Genomic DNA, 15156 nt, shown 5'->3' with positions numbered 1-15156 from the left:
CCCAATTTCCGTTTTATATGCCAGTTATTAAAAAGACATAAACCGGACGCTGCCAGGCTGTTATTGTAAACAAGTAAAACCTTACTTTTCAGCCGTACAGTTCTGGGTTAGCCGGTAATGTTAACACCATGCTTTTGTTTTTTCAATAAAAACAATGAAATAGAGCCCAAATTTGAACAGAACCACCCGTACAAGCCTTGCTTTTTGTTGTATTTTGTACGGGCGGCCACTGTCTTTATGCCAGTTTAAGCTTTACGGCTTTGTGAAATCGCATAGGCCAGATAGCGGGTATACGAACCCTCAACCAGGTTGAACCATGGCGCCAGATCATCACGGAAAGCCATGTAATCGTCATGGATTTTCTTGAACATCGGGTCTTTGTCCGAGAATTCTTTATACAACTGTACGGATGCCTTGTATCCGGCATCCAGCACTTCTTTGGGGAACTCTTTCAGCACGGCACCACCGGCAATCAATCTGCGCAGCGCAGCCGCATTATGGGCATCATAAACCGCCGTCATATTGGCCGTTGCATACATACATGCCGCTTCCACAATTGCCTGGTAATTCTTGGGCAATTTCGCGAACTCATCCTTGTTCATGTACGCGGAAACCTGTGGACCACCCTCCCAGAATCCGGGATAGTAGTAGTATTTGGCCACTTTGTTAAAGCCCAGTTTTTCATCATCGAAAGGACCGACAAACTCAACCGCGTCAAGGGTGCCCTTTTCAAGTGACGGGTAAATATCGCCACCGGCGATTTGCTGGGGAATCACACCCAGACGTGACAACACTTCACCGGCAAAACCGGAGGTACGCATTTTCAGGCCTTTCAGGTCTTCAAGTGAATTGATTTCCTTACGGTACCAGCCACCCATTTGCACACCGGTATTACCCAGAGGGAAGTTGACAATATTGATGGGATCAAACAATTCGCGCAGCAATGCCTTGCCGTTACCTTCAAGAATCCAGGCCATCATCTGGCGGGCGGTCAGGCCAAAAGGAACGGCCGTATCAAAGCAGTAGGCCGGGCTTTTGCCAAAATAATAATAACCGCAGGTATGGCCAGCCTGGACGGTACCGTTGGAAACGGCATCCATCACCTGCAGGGCTGGCACAATTTCACCGGCCGGGAACACATCAATCACGAATTGGCCACCTGAGGCTTCCTTGACATAGTTGACAAATTTCTCGGAGGTACCGAACAAGGCGGGAAGGCTACGCGGAAAACTGGAGGCCATGCGCCACTTGATGCTTGGGTTTTCCTGGGCCAGCGCCGGAGCACCCACCGCTGCCGTACCGGCCACCATGCCCATACCGGCTTTTTTTAGAAACGAACGACGTTGCATATGTTTATTTCTCCAAACTTATTTTAAATGCTAAAAATTTTATACGATAAATAATAACCCACAGCCGCTGCTTCATGCCGCAACCGTAGTTAGTGGTTTTCCCTAAAACCGGCATAAAGGCAGCCTGGCGCTTAACTGCCTGCCACCGCCATGTTTTCAATTAAGATCGACCCCGATGTTTTGGCCCCACGCGTAATGACATCGTTACCCACCGCCACCATTTGCATGAACATGTCTTTCAGGTTGCCCGCAATGGTGATCTCCTGAACGGCATGCTGGATTTGTCCATTTTCCACCCAATAACCGAAGGCGCCACGGGAATAATCGCCAGTGACATAGTTAACCCCCTGTCCGATCAGCTCGGTAACCAGCAGGCCGGTACCCATTTTTTTCAGCATGGCGTCAAGATCGTCACCGGCTTCGGTTAGCGAGGATGTAAGCAGCAGATTATGCGAACCACCTGCATTGCCGGTGCTTTGCATGCCCAGTTTACGGGCGGTATAGCTGGACAGCAAATACCCCTGCAGAATGCCGTCTTGCACCAAATCACGCGCCCGGGTTTGCACGCCCTCGTCATCGAAGGCGGAACTGCCCATGGCGCCCGGGATATAAGGATCTTCGTTAATTTGAATATGGTCAGCCATCACCGGCATGCCAAGGGAGTCAAGCAGAAAACTGGACTTGCGGTAGAGTGCCCCCCCACTAATTGCCTGGGTTAGTGCACCAATGAGACCCAGGGCCAGGGGGGCCTCGAACAGGACCGGGTATTTGCCGGTAGGAATTTTACGGGCCGACAAACGGGACAAGGCACGCTGGGCAGCATACACACCCACATCATGCCCCTTGGCCAGTCTTTCGGGGTAACGGTGGGAGGTATACCAGTAATCCCTTTGCATGCGCTCACCCTTGCCGGCAATAGCGGCCACCGAAAGACCATGGCGCGAATACGGGTAGCCCCCCATAAAACCCAGTGAATTGGCAAATACGAAGCGCCCTTCACTAACATCAATGGAAGCGCCTTCGGAATTGGTGATTTCCTTGCTGTAACCCAGAGCTCCCTGCTCGGCCTCTATGGCCAGCGCAACGGCTTCATCGGCAGAGATATCCCAGCTTTTATGCAAGGCCAGATCGGGCAAATGGGTGGCCAGCAACTCGGGTTCCGGCAAACCGGCCGCTGGATCGGCCGCTGTATATTTGGCAATATTCCAGGCCGCCTCTACCGTTTCGGCAATCGCTTTGGCGGACAAATCCGAAGTGGAGGCAGAACCCCTGCTTTGTCCTGCGTAAACAGTCACACCCAGGGAGCGGTCATTGGTTTGTTCAACCGTTTCAACACTTCCCTTGCGAACGGAGACGGCAAGCCCGCTAGACTCGGAGACCTCGGCAGCGGCACTGCTTGCGCCGAGCTTGCCGGCATGTTTCAGCGCCAGCTGAACCAGCTCTTCAAAATTAGACTGACTATTAGGATTCATAGATAAAAATATAAGTGGTTGTTCTGTTCATTATGACTGTAATCGCATACACGGTTATGATATCCAAATATCAACCATTTTTCGATTTTATTTATGCATACCGACCAAACAGATCAGGACGACAACGATTTTTACGACCGGCCCAGCAAATCACAAGTCAAAAGAGAGCTGCATGCCATTCTGGATCTGGGCAAGCAGGTCATAGAGTTACCTTATGACAAAGTCAAGCAGTTACCCCTTGATGACAAACTGCTGGATGCCATCAAAACAGCCCAAAAAATCAGCGGCAGGGAAGGCAAACGCCGCCAGATCCATTATGTCGGCAAGCTAATGCGCACGGCAGACATAGAGGCCATTCGCCAGCAACTGGATGTCTGGGAAAACGGCTCCAGGGAAATCACGGCACATATGCACCGGCTGGAAACCCTGCGTGACCGTCTGCTTGCCAGCGATGAAGAGTTAACCATACTCCTTGCCGAGTATCCCCAGGTGGATATTCAGCAACTCAGGGCGCTTATTCGCGCTGCCCGCAAGGAACAGGCTGCCAACAATACCCTGAGCGAAACCCAGGAACCGCAAAAAAAACATTACCGTGCCCTGTTTCAGGCACTCAAGTCTATTTTATTAACCGGGGAATAGTTCATTATGTCAGATCAAGTACTGCTCGATTGCGTTGAAATCAATACGGGCAACCACATCACGCACTCAATTATCTGGATGCACGGCCTGGGCGCCGATGCCAACGATTTCGTGCCGGTCGTTCCCGAACTGAGACTGCCCAAACCATCAAGTATCCGTTTTGTTTTCCCCAATGCGCCAGTTCGTCCGGTTACCCTGAACAACGGCATCGCCATGCCAGCCTGGTTTGATATTATTTCCCTTGACCGCATCAACGGTCCGGAAGACGAACCTGGCCTAAGGGAAGCACAGCAGGCGATTGAAGCCCTGATTGCCCGTGAAAACGAACGCGGTATTCCAACCGAAAACATTTTCCTGGCCGGCTTCTCGCAAGGCTGCGCCATGGCCCTGTTAACCGGGCTGCGCCACCCCAAAAAACTGGCTGGCCTGATCTGCCTGTCAGGTTTTCTGCCACTGGCGGCCAAGACCGGGGCAGAACGCAGCCAGGCAAACATGGACATCCCCATTTTCATGGCGCATGGCACACAGGACCCGGTGGTAGTACCCGAACGTGCGCTTAACAGCAAGGCCAAGCTGGAAGAACTGGGCTACCAGAACCTGCAGTGGCACACTTACCCCATGCAGCACTCGGTGTGCCTGGAAGAAATCCGGGATATTTCGGCCTTCATCCAGGAAAACCTGGCTTGATTAATCCGCCTGATTCAAAGGCATCCAGACCCTTCGCATTGAAGGGTCTTCTTCATCCGGGTCATTTTTCAGGCCCAGGCTGGTCATTAAATGCAGCATCGGTTTATTGCTGGCCAGCACAACCCCTTCTATATAAGCCAGCTCCTGTTTGCGGGCCGCCTGTATCAGCTTGCTCATAAGGGTTCTGCCCAGACCACGCTTTTGCCATCCGTCACCAATCACCAGGGCATATTCGGCGCCCACGCCATCGGCGTTGCGCAGATAGTGCGCCAGGCCAATAATTTCTTCCCTCGGCAACCCGCGGTTGGCCTCGTTGGGTACCTGGATAGTGGCCACCAGCGCCAGCTCACGATGATAGTCCACATAGGTATATCGGCTTAACATCTTAGGCGTCAATTCGCGCATCATTGAAACAAATCGCATGTAGCGCGACTTCTCGGACAAGCCCCTGATAAAAGCCTGAAGCGCCTCAGCGTCTTCAGGACGGATGGGGCGCAACACCCATTCCATATCGTCATCAAAGCGCCTGTTTTCAGTCAAATAATACGGATACGGGAAGATGGCCATATGATCATAGCCAGACTCGCGTGGCGAAACACCCGCCGCCTCTTTATCGAGCACAATCCTGACATCTTTGGCATGGACTTCACGATAACCCAGAACAATCGGGTTAATTTCTAGCATTTGAATGCAGGGAAACTCGCTGACCAAATCGGCAACCGACTCCAGAATACGCTGCAATTTCACGAATATGTGGGGTTCTACATAGGTTTCCAATTCCTGGCGCCAGACCCGGCTGCGCTTAATGAGCTGACCAGCCAGATAAGCGTTCAGGGGCGGCAAATCAAGCCCCTTGTCGCGGGACGAAAACACCACCTTGTGACCACCCTCGCCAAAACGGATCCATGGCCCAAAGATGGGGTCGCTCTGAACCTGTATCATGACGGCCGGCACCCCATCCTCAACAGAAAACTGTTCATCCTGTTGATCTTCCTCCCAGGAAACCCCCACATGAAAGCAGTCCAGCAGGCGCATGGCTTCCCGGGTTTCAAGCGTGCCGCGTTTTTCTTTCAGCGCGGCATCAAGCAGGGCGCGGGCAGCCGGAATATCGGCAGGCCGGGAATCAGGCTGCGGGATCCTGAGTTGATGCAACAGTTGCTGGTTATAGAAGTAGTCACACAGCGACATCATGGCACCCAGTGCCGTTTCGGGGGTTCTGAACGCTGGCATGCCAGCCCGGTTAAGCAACCGGCGGAACGGTCGCATGGTGGCCTCGCCCAGAATACTGGTCACAATGGGTTTGGGTGCCTTGCGGGCATAAGCCGCCAATTGCTCAACCACCTTCTGCATGTCCACCAGCTCATCAGGGGCCAGCATGACCATGACGGCATCAACCCCGGCGTCATCCACCATTACCTTCAGGCTCTCGATAAGCTGCTCTCCGGTTAGGGGGGCATAACTGATAGCCGGATTACCCACAATGGCGCCATGCCCCAGAATCCGTCTGAGTTCGCGCAGACTGCCTGAAGACAACGATGCCTTGGATAAGACGCTACTGGTGCCCATCGCATCAAACGTCAAAGAGGTTGAGCCACGGCTGTTGCCAAAAACCACAATCCGCCCGCCTTTGGGACGCCGGGCATAAGACAGCGCCTTCAGGGCCGCAAACAGCTCGACAAAATAATCAACCCGGACCGCCCCGGCACGCCGGATAGCGGCCTCAAACACGGCATCATCCCCTTTAAGCTCGGGGCTTGCCCGTCCGGCACGCAAGACCAGAACCGGCTTGACACTGGAGGCCATGCGAATGGCGCTCATGAGTTCCCTCCCGGAACCCAGCTTGTCCATGTACAGGGCAATACTGTCGGTGCGGGTATCCGTGGCCAGGTATTCAATTATTTCAGGCAGGTCCACATCAATGACCTCTCCCAGGGAAATCGCCGCAGACAAGCCAAGATCGACATCATTGGCCCAATCCATAATGGACATGAGCAGCAGCCTGGATTGCGACACCACCGCCACCCGGCCCTGATGCGACAGGATGGGGTGTTTGCTGAGATTCAAATTCAGGTGGGGCCGCTGAATACCAAACGCACGTGGGCCCAGCAGCAGGCAATTGTGGCGCCTGGCCCAATCCAGCACAAACTGCCTGATTTCCAGTGGGTCGTCATCAATGGTTTGGGTGGGCAGCAGAATCATGGCCCGGGGCGGCTTGCGCTCAAGAAACGACAACACCATTTCCAGCCTGTCTGGTTGCACGCACAGCACGGCCAGATCTTTTCTTTCCTCACTTTCAATGGGCTCTTTGTCTGCCAGTTGCGCAAATGATTCTGGCGAGTCAAACTTTATCAGTGTGGTGTTACGCACCAGGTAGGCCGGCACCGATTCGCATACCGGCAAAGAGACATCTGAAATCACGATTAACGATCTTGGCTCAAAGATGGAAGCCAGGCGATGACGCAGCATATATCCACTCACAAAAATGTTAAGCTAAAATGAAGTTTTTCTGAAGCCTGCCCAGGCATTGTAAACTGTCTTGCCTCTTCTTTTAATCACTTAATTGTTTTACTATCCATGACTTCCTCTTCTGTTAGAACCCGTTTTGCCCCATCCCCAACCGGCTATCTTCATTTGGGTGGCGCGCGCACGGCACTTTTCTCATGGGCGTTTGCCCGTCATCACCAAGGCACTTTTGTGTTGCGTATTGAAGATACCGACCTTGAGCGCTCCACCCCTGAAGCGGTACAAGCCATTCTTGATGGCATGCAATGGCTGTCACTGGAGGCAGATGAAGGCCCTTTCTACCAAATGCAGCGCGCCGGGCGCCACAAGGAAGTGATTGCCAAAATGCTGGCTGAGGGCACGGCTTATTACTGCTACAGCACGCCGGAAGAAGTTGAACAAATGCGTGAAAGTGCCAAGGCCAAAGGCCTTAAACCCAAGTACGACGGCACCTGGCGTCCCGAGCCCGGCAAAACACTGCCACCGGTCCCCGAGGGCCGCAAGCCGGTTGTCCGCTTCAAGAACCCCACTGAAGGCGCCGTTTCCTGGGATGACATGCTCAAGGGCACCATCACCATTGAAAACGCCGAGCTGGATGACCTGATCATTGCCCGTCCCGACGGCACGCCCACCTACAATTTCTGCGTGGTGGTTGATGACTGGGACATGCAAATCAGTCATGTTATTCGTGGTGATGACCATATCAACAACACGCCGCGCCAGATCAATATCCTGAAGGCCCTGGGCGCCCCACTTCCCGAGTATGGACATGTACCCATGATTCTGGGTCCCGATGGCCAGAAACTGTCAAAGCGCCATGGTGCTGTCAGCATTATGGATTATGAAAAACAGGGATATCTGCCCGAAGCCATGATCAACTATCTGGCCCGCCTTGGCTGGAGCCATGGTGATGATGAAATTTTCTCGCGTGAACAGCTGGTTGAATGGTTTGATACCCGCAACCTGTCCAAGTCGGCCGCACAATGGGACCCCAAAAAACTCAATTGGGTCAATGCACATTACATCAAGGCGTTAAGCGACAGCGAGCTGCTGGATCATGTCTTGCCGCGCATTCATGCCCGTGGTGGCCACACCCAGGATCTGGACATGCCTGCCGTGCTTAACCTCTTCAAGGATCGCGCCGAAACCCTGGAACAACTGGCCGAAAACGCCATGCTGTTCTGCGCCCCTTTCCAGCCTGCTGCCGAAGAACTGCAAACCCAATTCCTGACCGAAGATGCCAAACGTATTTTGGCCGGTTTTGCCCAAAACGCCAGCAAGCTGGAAGCCTGGACAAGTGAAGCGCTGGATGAGCTGATCAAGCAAACCTTAAGCGAACATGGCATCAAAATGCCCATGCTGGGCATTCCCTTGCGGCTTGCCGTTACCGGCCAGAAACAAACCCCATCCATTGGTGCTGTCCTGGCTATCATTGGTAAAACAACCGTGCTTGAACGCCTGCAAAACGCCATATAGCGATCTTTCAGGCTACCACACCCTTAAAAACCGCCTTGTCTCACGCCACCAGCAATCCTTGCTCATGGCTTTGGGGCAAAGCGGTTTTTTTATGCATGTGGCAAAAACACCGAAGCATTTTGTTGGTTTTTTGTTGGTTTTTCGCCAATGGTTTTTTATACTTCAAACAAAGCGGCAACGGATTTTTGCTTCTGTAAAACGAAAAAAAACCGGCAGCGGCCACAACCTCAAAACCCCATTGCAGCGGCTCGCCATGCTGATGCCACTTAACCCGCACAATATCATGTTTGCAAACCGCCAAAAAAGCGAAAAAAACCAATATCACGCCACAAGCCTTTATTTTCAATGCTTTTGAAAAACAAGGATAATCCATGACCGATCTGCCGAGATAAAAAAACAGCTCATTCAACCTTGATGGGTTTGGGCAAAACACGCGTCAGCAATGGTTCTTTACCTGAGTCAGGCTGAAAAATCTTATTTCCCAACGTTTCAAGATTGTTTTCTCACAGGCTTGCCTGCTGCTAAGTTATTAATATTGATAACAATTATTTTATTTCCATTGACCTTTATTTCAAAAGTATTTCGTGCGTTCCATGACGTAATGAGTTACCCTTGCGGTTATAAAGGTAAATAAAATAATTTGCCTTTATAACCATTTGGGATGTTTCGCGCCGAAAGCGGGGAATATATCAAATGGTGCTACAAAGGAAGTAGAGTTATCCGTTGCCGGATTTATACTTTGACCTTGAAATTATATCTGTACAGATGTATTTAATTTTTTTCATATCCGGACCCTTTCCCAAGGAGTATTGCCATGGCAACAGCAGCCAAAAAAGCAGTCAAAAAACCTGCAGCTAAAAAAGCTGCAACCAAAACAGTGGCTAAAAAAGCTACTGCCGTCAAAAAAACCGTTGCAGCTGAAACCCCAGTCGCAACAAAAACAGTTGTGAAGAAAGTAGCTGCTAAAAAAACCGTTGCAAAATCTGTTAGCAAAACAGCCGCTCCTGCAAAAAAAACAGCCGCCACTAAAGCGGCTACCGCCACAAAAACAGCAGCAGCAAAAAAAACCACCACAACCAAAACCGCTGCAGTGAAGAAAACAGCCGTTGCCAAAAAAGCGGCACCTGCAACAAAAACTCCTGCAACAAAAAAAACGGCACCTGCCAAAAAAGCAGTAGCCACCACAAAAGCGGCACCCGCAAAAAAAACGGCAACTGCCACAAAAGCAACGCCTGCCAAAAAGGCAGCGCCCGCTAAAAAAGCGGTAGCAGTGAAAAAAGCAGCACCAGCTAAAAAAGCGGTAACCGCTTCCAAAGCCGCACCCGCTAAAAAAGCAGCCTCCGCCACAAAAGCAGCACCAGCCAAGAAAACAACAGCAGCAGCCAAAAAAGCCATTGCCGCTGAAGTTCCAACAACAGAAACCACGGTTGCCGCCAAAACAGGTGCAAAAACAGCGACTAAAACAGGCACCAAAACAGCTGTCGCAAAAAAAGTGCCTGCCGCAAAAAAAGCAGCCGTGAAGAAAACCGCAGCCAGCAAGAAAACGGCCGACTCAGCCGCCAAAACAGGCAGCAACAGCAACTCATCCTGGCCATTCCCAACAGGGAATCGACCATAATCGGTTGAAGTAATTGCAAAAGCCGTCTAAATTAAACACTTAGACGGCTTTTTTTCATTTTATTTTTTATATGATCAATTCAATACTTAGTTTTTTACTTGGCACCTTTTTTTCCCTGTTTGTGTCTGCCCTACTCGTCAGAGCCTGGGTGTTCTGGACCAGGATCCACCCCTTCAATCCTTATGTCATGATTATTTATAAAGCGACCGACTGGCTGGTTCAGCCTGTTCGCAAAATAATCCCGACCAGCAACAAAATAGACTGGACCAGCCTGCTGCTGGCATGGGTTTGTTCAATGTTGCACGTTTTTCTTGTTTTTTCGCTCACACCGGCCAATGTATATATCCAGACATCGCTGGCCACCCTGCCTTTGGTGGGTCTTTTCATGACCATCAAATGGGCGCTTACATTGGTGTTATGGCTGTGTATTTTACAGGCAATCTTATCGTGGGTCAGCCCTGCTTCGCCCATCATGCCAGTATTAAGGGCCTTGCTGGACCCAATGCTAAACCCGATTCGCCGCTTTCTGCCCGGCACCGGCGCTTTTGATTTTTCTCCGTTGGTGCTGATCCTGATTACACAGGTGCTGCAAATTGTTTTACAGCACCTGATGTTTGGATAACGTTATACCGCTGGCAATGCCTCACCAAATGCACTCATGAAGCGGGCCGCAATTTCTTCCCGGCTTAAAAAGTGATTCTGGGGGCCTTGTGAAGCAATCTTGATGGCCCCCATCAAACTGCCCAGGCGGCAGCAGTCTTCCCAGCCCCAGCCCTGTGACAAGCCATACAGCAGCCCTGCACGATGTGAATCTCCGCAACCGGTAGGGTCTGTCACCGCCTCAGCCTTAACCGGCGCAATGGCAATCCGCCTGCCATCATGGTACAGGTCTGAGCCTTCCGCACCCCGGGTAACCACCACGGCCTCAAGGTGCCCGGCAATTTGCGCCATGCTTTTTTCCATGCGTTGCTCAATCACCGATGCCTCATAATCATTAACGGTAAGCACATGGGCAAGACCCAGCATACGCTCAAGATCGGCCTTGTCGAATAGCGGCATGGCCTGGCCCAAATCAAAAATAAAGGGAATTCCAGCCCTGTTCAGGTTTTCGGCATGGGCAAACATGCCATCTTTTGAATCGGGAGCCACAATACCCCACACGGCCTTTTCCTGGCTGATATCGTTTTCAGCCGACTGCATCATGGCACCGGGGTGAAACGCGGCAATCTGGTTGCCATCAAGGTCTGTCGTGATGTGACATTGGGGCGTGAAGGCATCAGGCAGAACCCTGATGGCACGCGTATCAATACCCATGTCACGCATGCGCTGCAAATATTCCTGGGCATCTTTACCAACCGTTGCCACCGGCACCGGATTGCCACCCAGCATGCGCAGGTTATAAGCGATATTTCCTGCGCACCCTCCATACTCTTTGCGCATGGTAGGCACAAAAAAAGAAACGCTCAATGACTTTATATGTTCGGCAAGAATATGATCCTTGAAATGCCCTTCAAACAGGGTAATGGTATCAAACGCAACGGAACCGCATACCAGTACTGCATTACTCATGACAATTAAACCTTATGGATAAACTAAACTAAGTTCGAAACCGGACACAGCCACATTGAAGACGGCAAGCGGTACATTGATGAAAACCTCGGTACCTGGCTGAAACTTCTGTTCCAGCAGATTGGGTTGCACATATTCCCGAGGCTCAAGAATTTTGGTAATCTCAATAAGACCCTGCGGGTTTTTTAAATTGATGACCAGCAAAGGCCATACCTGGGCCCGGGCATCATTATTGCGCAGGGTAAATTGAAGCCGCAAGGCCGTTACGCCTTCCTGGGGCTTGGCCGCCAGATCGGGCTTGAGCACCCAGTTTTTAAGCTGCAGGCTGGCCAGGTTTTTATCGGATCCCAACTCACATCCGACGACCTGGCAAATTTGCTGCAGGGTGGGACGCAAGGAAGGCGCAACATTGGCCAGCTGGTTACGATACACCACCAGACTTTGCCCAATCAAGACCAGCAACCCCAGGAAAATGCCAAGAATCCAGAATAAACTGGTATTACGCCGCTCATAGTTGGGAGCTGGATAGCCGTCAGTATCATCGGCATCCATCCGCAAGGGTCCGTCATCATAAGTCACAGACGGCTCATGATGAATAATAATGGGCCCGGCGTCATGTTGCCAGGACTGCCGGCCCAAAACGGGCTCTTTTGACTGATCGTCATAAATGCCGGCATCATGCCCCATGTGAAAATCGGGTTCTTCATGCAACCGGGGTTCATCGGGCGTTTCAGCAAGGTCCGCCTTGTTAGCGTCATGATCATCGTCGGGATAAATATTGCTGACTTCATGTCCCGCAATGACAGGCTCTTCAGGCCAGACCGCCTGCTCTTGTTCCAGTACCGGAAAGTCATCGGTCTCTTCAGGCAACAGGGCCTCCCGGCCATTGAAAACATTCTTGCAAATACCGCAACGAACCAGACCATCCCGCAAAGCGAGCTGGTCTTCAGTAATGTTGAAAATGGTTTCACATTTCGTGCAACGGGTTCTCATAGGAACAGTTCCTTGTTTTCATGCCCGCTGGCCATGCAGGCAAACCCAACCTTCATGACTGCGCCAAACGCCCATTTTAATCCAGGGTGCATAAGCCATGGCCACTTCTTCAGCCTGCCTTTCCAGCACGCCAGACAAAACCAGATGACCACCCGGCGCAACCCGGCCGGCCAGCATAGGTGCCAGCACCTTGAGCGGGTTTGACAGAATATTGGCCACGACCACATCAAATGTGCCTGCTGCCAGACCATCAGGCAGGCAAACGTTTATATCCACTTCATTGGCCTGCGCATTATAACGGGCGGACTGAACGGCCTGCTCGTCGATATCGACACCCACTACCCGTGCCGCCCCCAGTTTTTTCGCCACAATGGCCAAAATCCCCGAACCGCAGCCGTAATCAAGCACCTGCGTATTGGCTGGCAGGCAGGCTTCAAGCCATTCGGTACACAGGCGAGTGGTTGGATGACTGCCGGTTCCAAATGCCAGCCCGGGATCCAGCTCTATCAGAATGTTGTTCTGACCGTTTTCGGGTGCTTCTGGTGGCACGATGGGATTATCTTTGTGCCAGCTGGGAACAATCCAGATGCGCCCGGCAATCTGGATAGGCTCAAACTGTGATTGTGTCAGCCTTACCCAGTCTTCATCGGCCACTTCACGCAACTGGCTCTGACTGGCATAATCAACCCCGGTTTGCGCCTGCAATTGCGCCAGAAGGGCTTTAGGCTCAATCTCATCGGGTAACAGTGCCACGACCCGGTTATGCTTCCAGGCCTGCACGTCAGGCTCGGTACCCGGTTCACCAAACAAGGGTTGTTCTACATCGGTGTCACGATCGGCATCTTCAACCGACACCGACAAAACCCCCTCTTCAAGCAACAGATCCGACAGCTGCTCAGCGTCGTTTTCAGCACACATCAGCACCAGCTCACGCATCATTTTTCCTTATTATGAATTAAGCCGAGAATAATCTCGGCCTATTTTTTCGAATCATCGTAGACTTATGCTTTACCACGTTCGCTTAATTTATGTTCCAGATAATGAATACTGGTTCCACCGTCGGCAAAATTGGTATCGTTCATGAGATCACGATGCAATGGGATATTGGTTTGAATACCTTCCACCGCCATTTCCGACAACGCAATTTTCATGCGGGCAATAGCCTGTTCCCGTGTATCGCCATAAGTAATTAATTTGGCAATCATGGAGTCGTAATTGGGGGGTACTTTGTAACCGCTAAACACGTGGGAATCAAGTCTTACGCCAGGACCGCCCGGTGTATGCCAGCTGGTGATAAGACCGGGGCATGGCATAAACGTGTAAGGATCTTCGGCGTTAATACGGCACTCAAGCGCATGGCCCCTGAACTGTATGTCTTTTTGTTTCAGCTTGAAAGGCTGTCCGGCGGCAATGAAAATTTGCTGCTGAACCAGATCGATGCCGGTAATGCATTCGGTAACGGTATGCTCAACCTGAATACGGGTATTCATTTCGATGAAATAGAATTCGCCATTTTCATAGAGAAACTCAAACGTACCGGCACCCCGGTATGAAATACGACGGCAGGCATCGGCACAGCGCTCACCGATTTTTTCAATCAGCTTGCGTGGAATACCGGGTGCGGGTGCTTCTTCAATCACTTTCTGGTGCCGACGCTGCATGGAGCAATCACGCTCACCCAGCCAAATCGCTTCCTTGAAACCATCCGCCAATACCTGAATCTCGATATGTCTTGGGTTCTCGAGGAACTTTTCCATATAGACTTCAGGGTTATTGAAGGCCGCCTGGGCCTCGGCCTTGGTCATTTGCACAGCGGTTAACAGGGCGGCTTCGGTGTGCACCACCCGCATGCCACGCCCACCGCCACCACCGGCAGCCTTGATAATAACCGGGTAGCCAATTTCACGGGCCGTTTTCAGCACGTATTCGTTGTCGTCTGGCAAAGCGCCTTCAGAACCGGGAACCACAGGTACGCCGGCTTCAATCATGGCTTTTTTGGCACTGACCTTATCACCCATCATGCGAATGGTTTCAGGACGCGGGCCAATGAAAACAAAACCGCTGCGCTCGACACGCTGGGCAAAATCGGCGTTTTCCGCCAGAAAACCGTAACCGGGGTGGATAGCCTCGGCATCGGTCACTTCGGCGGCCGAAATAATGGCAGGCATGTGCAAATAACTTTGCTGGGGCGACGCAGGACCAATGCAGACAGACTCATCGGCCAGTCGCACATATTTCGCATCGCGATCAGCTTCAGAGTGCACGACAACGGTTTTGATTCCCAGTTCCCGGCATGCCCGCTGGATTCGCAGTGCAATTTCACCACGATTCGCAATAAGAATTTTTTCAAACATATCAGGCAATCACGAATAGAGGTTGACCAAATTCAACAGGTTCGCCGTTTTCAACCAGGATTTCCTTGATAACCCCGGTTTTGTCCGCTTCAATTTCGTTAAGCAGTTTCATTGCTTCGATAATACACAATGCGTCACCCTCTTTCACGCTGGCGCCTACTTCAACGAAAGCAGGTGCGTTAGGGTTTGGGGCACGGTAGAAAGTGCCCACCATGGGTGCCTTGACGATGTGGCCGGTTACAACAGGTTCTGTACTGGCAGCAGGAGCAGCTGCAGGGGCGGCCTGGGCAGGAGCAACAGCGACGGCTGCCTCTGGAACGGCCACAGGCGCAACGGGCTGCACTTGTGAGAATTTGACAATGCGAACTTTACCTTCGCCTTCTGTAATTTCCAATTCAGCGATTCCTGACTCGGCAACAAGGTCGATAAGGGTTTTTAGTTTTCTAAGATCCATAACAATTTCCGGTTGGAGGTGTTTAGTTAACTCAGTTTGCGTG

The 15156-nt window shown here is 51.5% G+C and carries 14 protein-coding genes; 5 read left to right on the top strand and 9 right to left on the bottom strand.

The features are described 5' to 3' along the window. Positions 1-245: 245 nt before the first annotated feature. Complete coding sequence (locus IE074_RS07725; RefSeq protein ID WP_189384898.1) at positions 246-1349, bottom strand: TRAP transporter substrate-binding protein; 1104 nt, start codon at positions 1347-1349, stop codon at positions 246-248. Between the two features lie 131 nt (positions 1350-1480). Then, on the bottom strand, positions 1481-2821 hold the full coding sequence (gene pmbA / locus IE074_RS07720) for a metalloprotease PmbA (RefSeq protein ID WP_189384897.1): 1341 nt from the start codon (positions 2819-2821) through the stop codon (positions 1481-1483). 93 nt (positions 2822-2914) lie between these two features. Here pmbA and yjgA point away from each other — a divergent pair, with 93 nt between their 5' ends. Together yjgA and IE074_RS07710 are read left to right on the top strand one after the other, a co-directional pair. Further along, positions 2915-3460, top strand: coding sequence for a ribosome biogenesis factor YjgA (gene yjgA, locus IE074_RS07715; RefSeq protein WP_189384896.1), 546 nt, complete (start codon positions 2915-2917; stop codon positions 3458-3460). A gap of 6 nt (positions 3461-3466) precedes the next feature. Further along, positions 3467-4147, top strand: coding sequence for an alpha/beta hydrolase (locus IE074_RS07710; RefSeq protein ID WP_189384895.1), 681 nt, complete (start codon positions 3467-3469; stop codon positions 4145-4147). Here the strand turns inward: IE074_RS07710 and IE074_RS07705 are convergent, their stop codons facing one another. After that, positions 4148-6613 carry a bifunctional acetate--CoA ligase family protein/GNAT family N-acetyltransferase gene (locus tag IE074_RS07705; protein ID WP_189384894.1) on the bottom strand — a complete coding sequence of 822 codons (2466 nt, stop codon included), beginning with the start codon at positions 6611-6613 and terminating at the stop codon, positions 4148-4150. A 108-nt stretch (positions 6614-6721) separates the two neighbouring features. Between IE074_RS07705 and gltX the strand changes: the two genes are divergently transcribed. Next, positions 6722-8125, top strand: coding sequence for a glutamate--tRNA ligase (gene gltX / locus IE074_RS07700; RefSeq protein WP_189384893.1), 1404 nt, complete (start codon positions 6722-6724; stop codon positions 8123-8125). A gap of 64 nt (positions 8126-8189) precedes the next feature. After that, on the top strand, positions 8190-8480 hold the full coding sequence (locus IE074_RS07695) for a hypothetical protein (protein WP_189384892.1): 291 nt from the start codon (positions 8190-8192) through the stop codon (positions 8478-8480). 416 nt (positions 8481-8896) lie between these two features. Here IE074_RS07695 and IE074_RS15110 read toward each other — a convergent pair whose 3' ends face one another. Continuing rightward, positions 8897-9700, bottom strand: a complete 804-nt coding sequence (locus tag IE074_RS15110; RefSeq protein WP_189384891.1) for a hypothetical protein — start codon at positions 9698-9700, stop codon at positions 8897-8899. Between the two features lie 113 nt (positions 9701-9813). Between IE074_RS15110 and IE074_RS07685 the strand changes: the two genes are divergently transcribed. Beyond that, a complete protein-coding gene (locus IE074_RS07685) occupies positions 9814-10365 on the top strand; it encodes a YggT family protein (RefSeq protein ID WP_189384890.1) in 552 nt (183 codons plus the stop codon). A 2-nt stretch (positions 10366-10367) separates the two neighbouring features. Here IE074_RS07685 and IE074_RS07680 read toward each other — a convergent pair whose 3' ends face one another. The 5 genes from IE074_RS07680 to accB form a co-directional block, all read right to left on the bottom strand. Further along, positions 10368-11312: a carbohydrate kinase family protein gene (locus IE074_RS07680; RefSeq protein WP_189384889.1), complete on the bottom strand. Its 945-nt coding sequence runs from the start codon at positions 11310-11312 to the stop codon at positions 10368-10370. A 12-nt stretch (positions 11313-11324) separates the two neighbouring features. Beyond that, the gene (locus tag IE074_RS07675) at positions 11325-12305 is read right to left on the bottom strand and encodes a zinc-ribbon and DUF3426 domain-containing protein (RefSeq protein WP_189384888.1); all 981 of its coding nucleotides are present in this window, start codon (positions 12303-12305) and stop codon (positions 11325-11327) included. Positions 12306-12323: 18 nt separating this feature from the next. Continuing rightward, entirely contained in the window at positions 12324-13241 is a 918-nt protein-coding gene (gene prmA, locus IE074_RS07670; protein WP_189384887.1) for a 50S ribosomal protein L11 methyltransferase, read from the bottom strand. Between the two features lie 65 nt (positions 13242-13306). Beyond that, positions 13307-14659 carry an acetyl-CoA carboxylase biotin carboxylase subunit gene (gene accC / locus IE074_RS07665; RefSeq protein ID WP_189384886.1) on the bottom strand — a complete coding sequence of 451 codons (1353 nt, stop codon included), beginning with the start codon at positions 14657-14659 and terminating at the stop codon, positions 13307-13309. 1 nt (position 14660) lies between these two features. Continuing rightward, positions 14661-15113, bottom strand: coding sequence for an acetyl-CoA carboxylase biotin carboxyl carrier protein (accB, locus tag IE074_RS07660; protein WP_189384885.1), 453 nt, complete (start codon positions 15111-15113; stop codon positions 14661-14663). Positions 15114-15156 lie beyond the last annotated feature (43 nt).

It is taken from the genome of Advenella faeciporci (assembly GCF_014652395.1).
Lineage (GTDB): Bacteria > Pseudomonadota > Gammaproteobacteria > Burkholderiales > Burkholderiaceae_B > Advenella > Advenella faeciporci.
The sequence above is the reverse complement of the archived record's forward strand: the minus strand, read 5'-3'. Positions and strand labels throughout refer to the sequence as shown.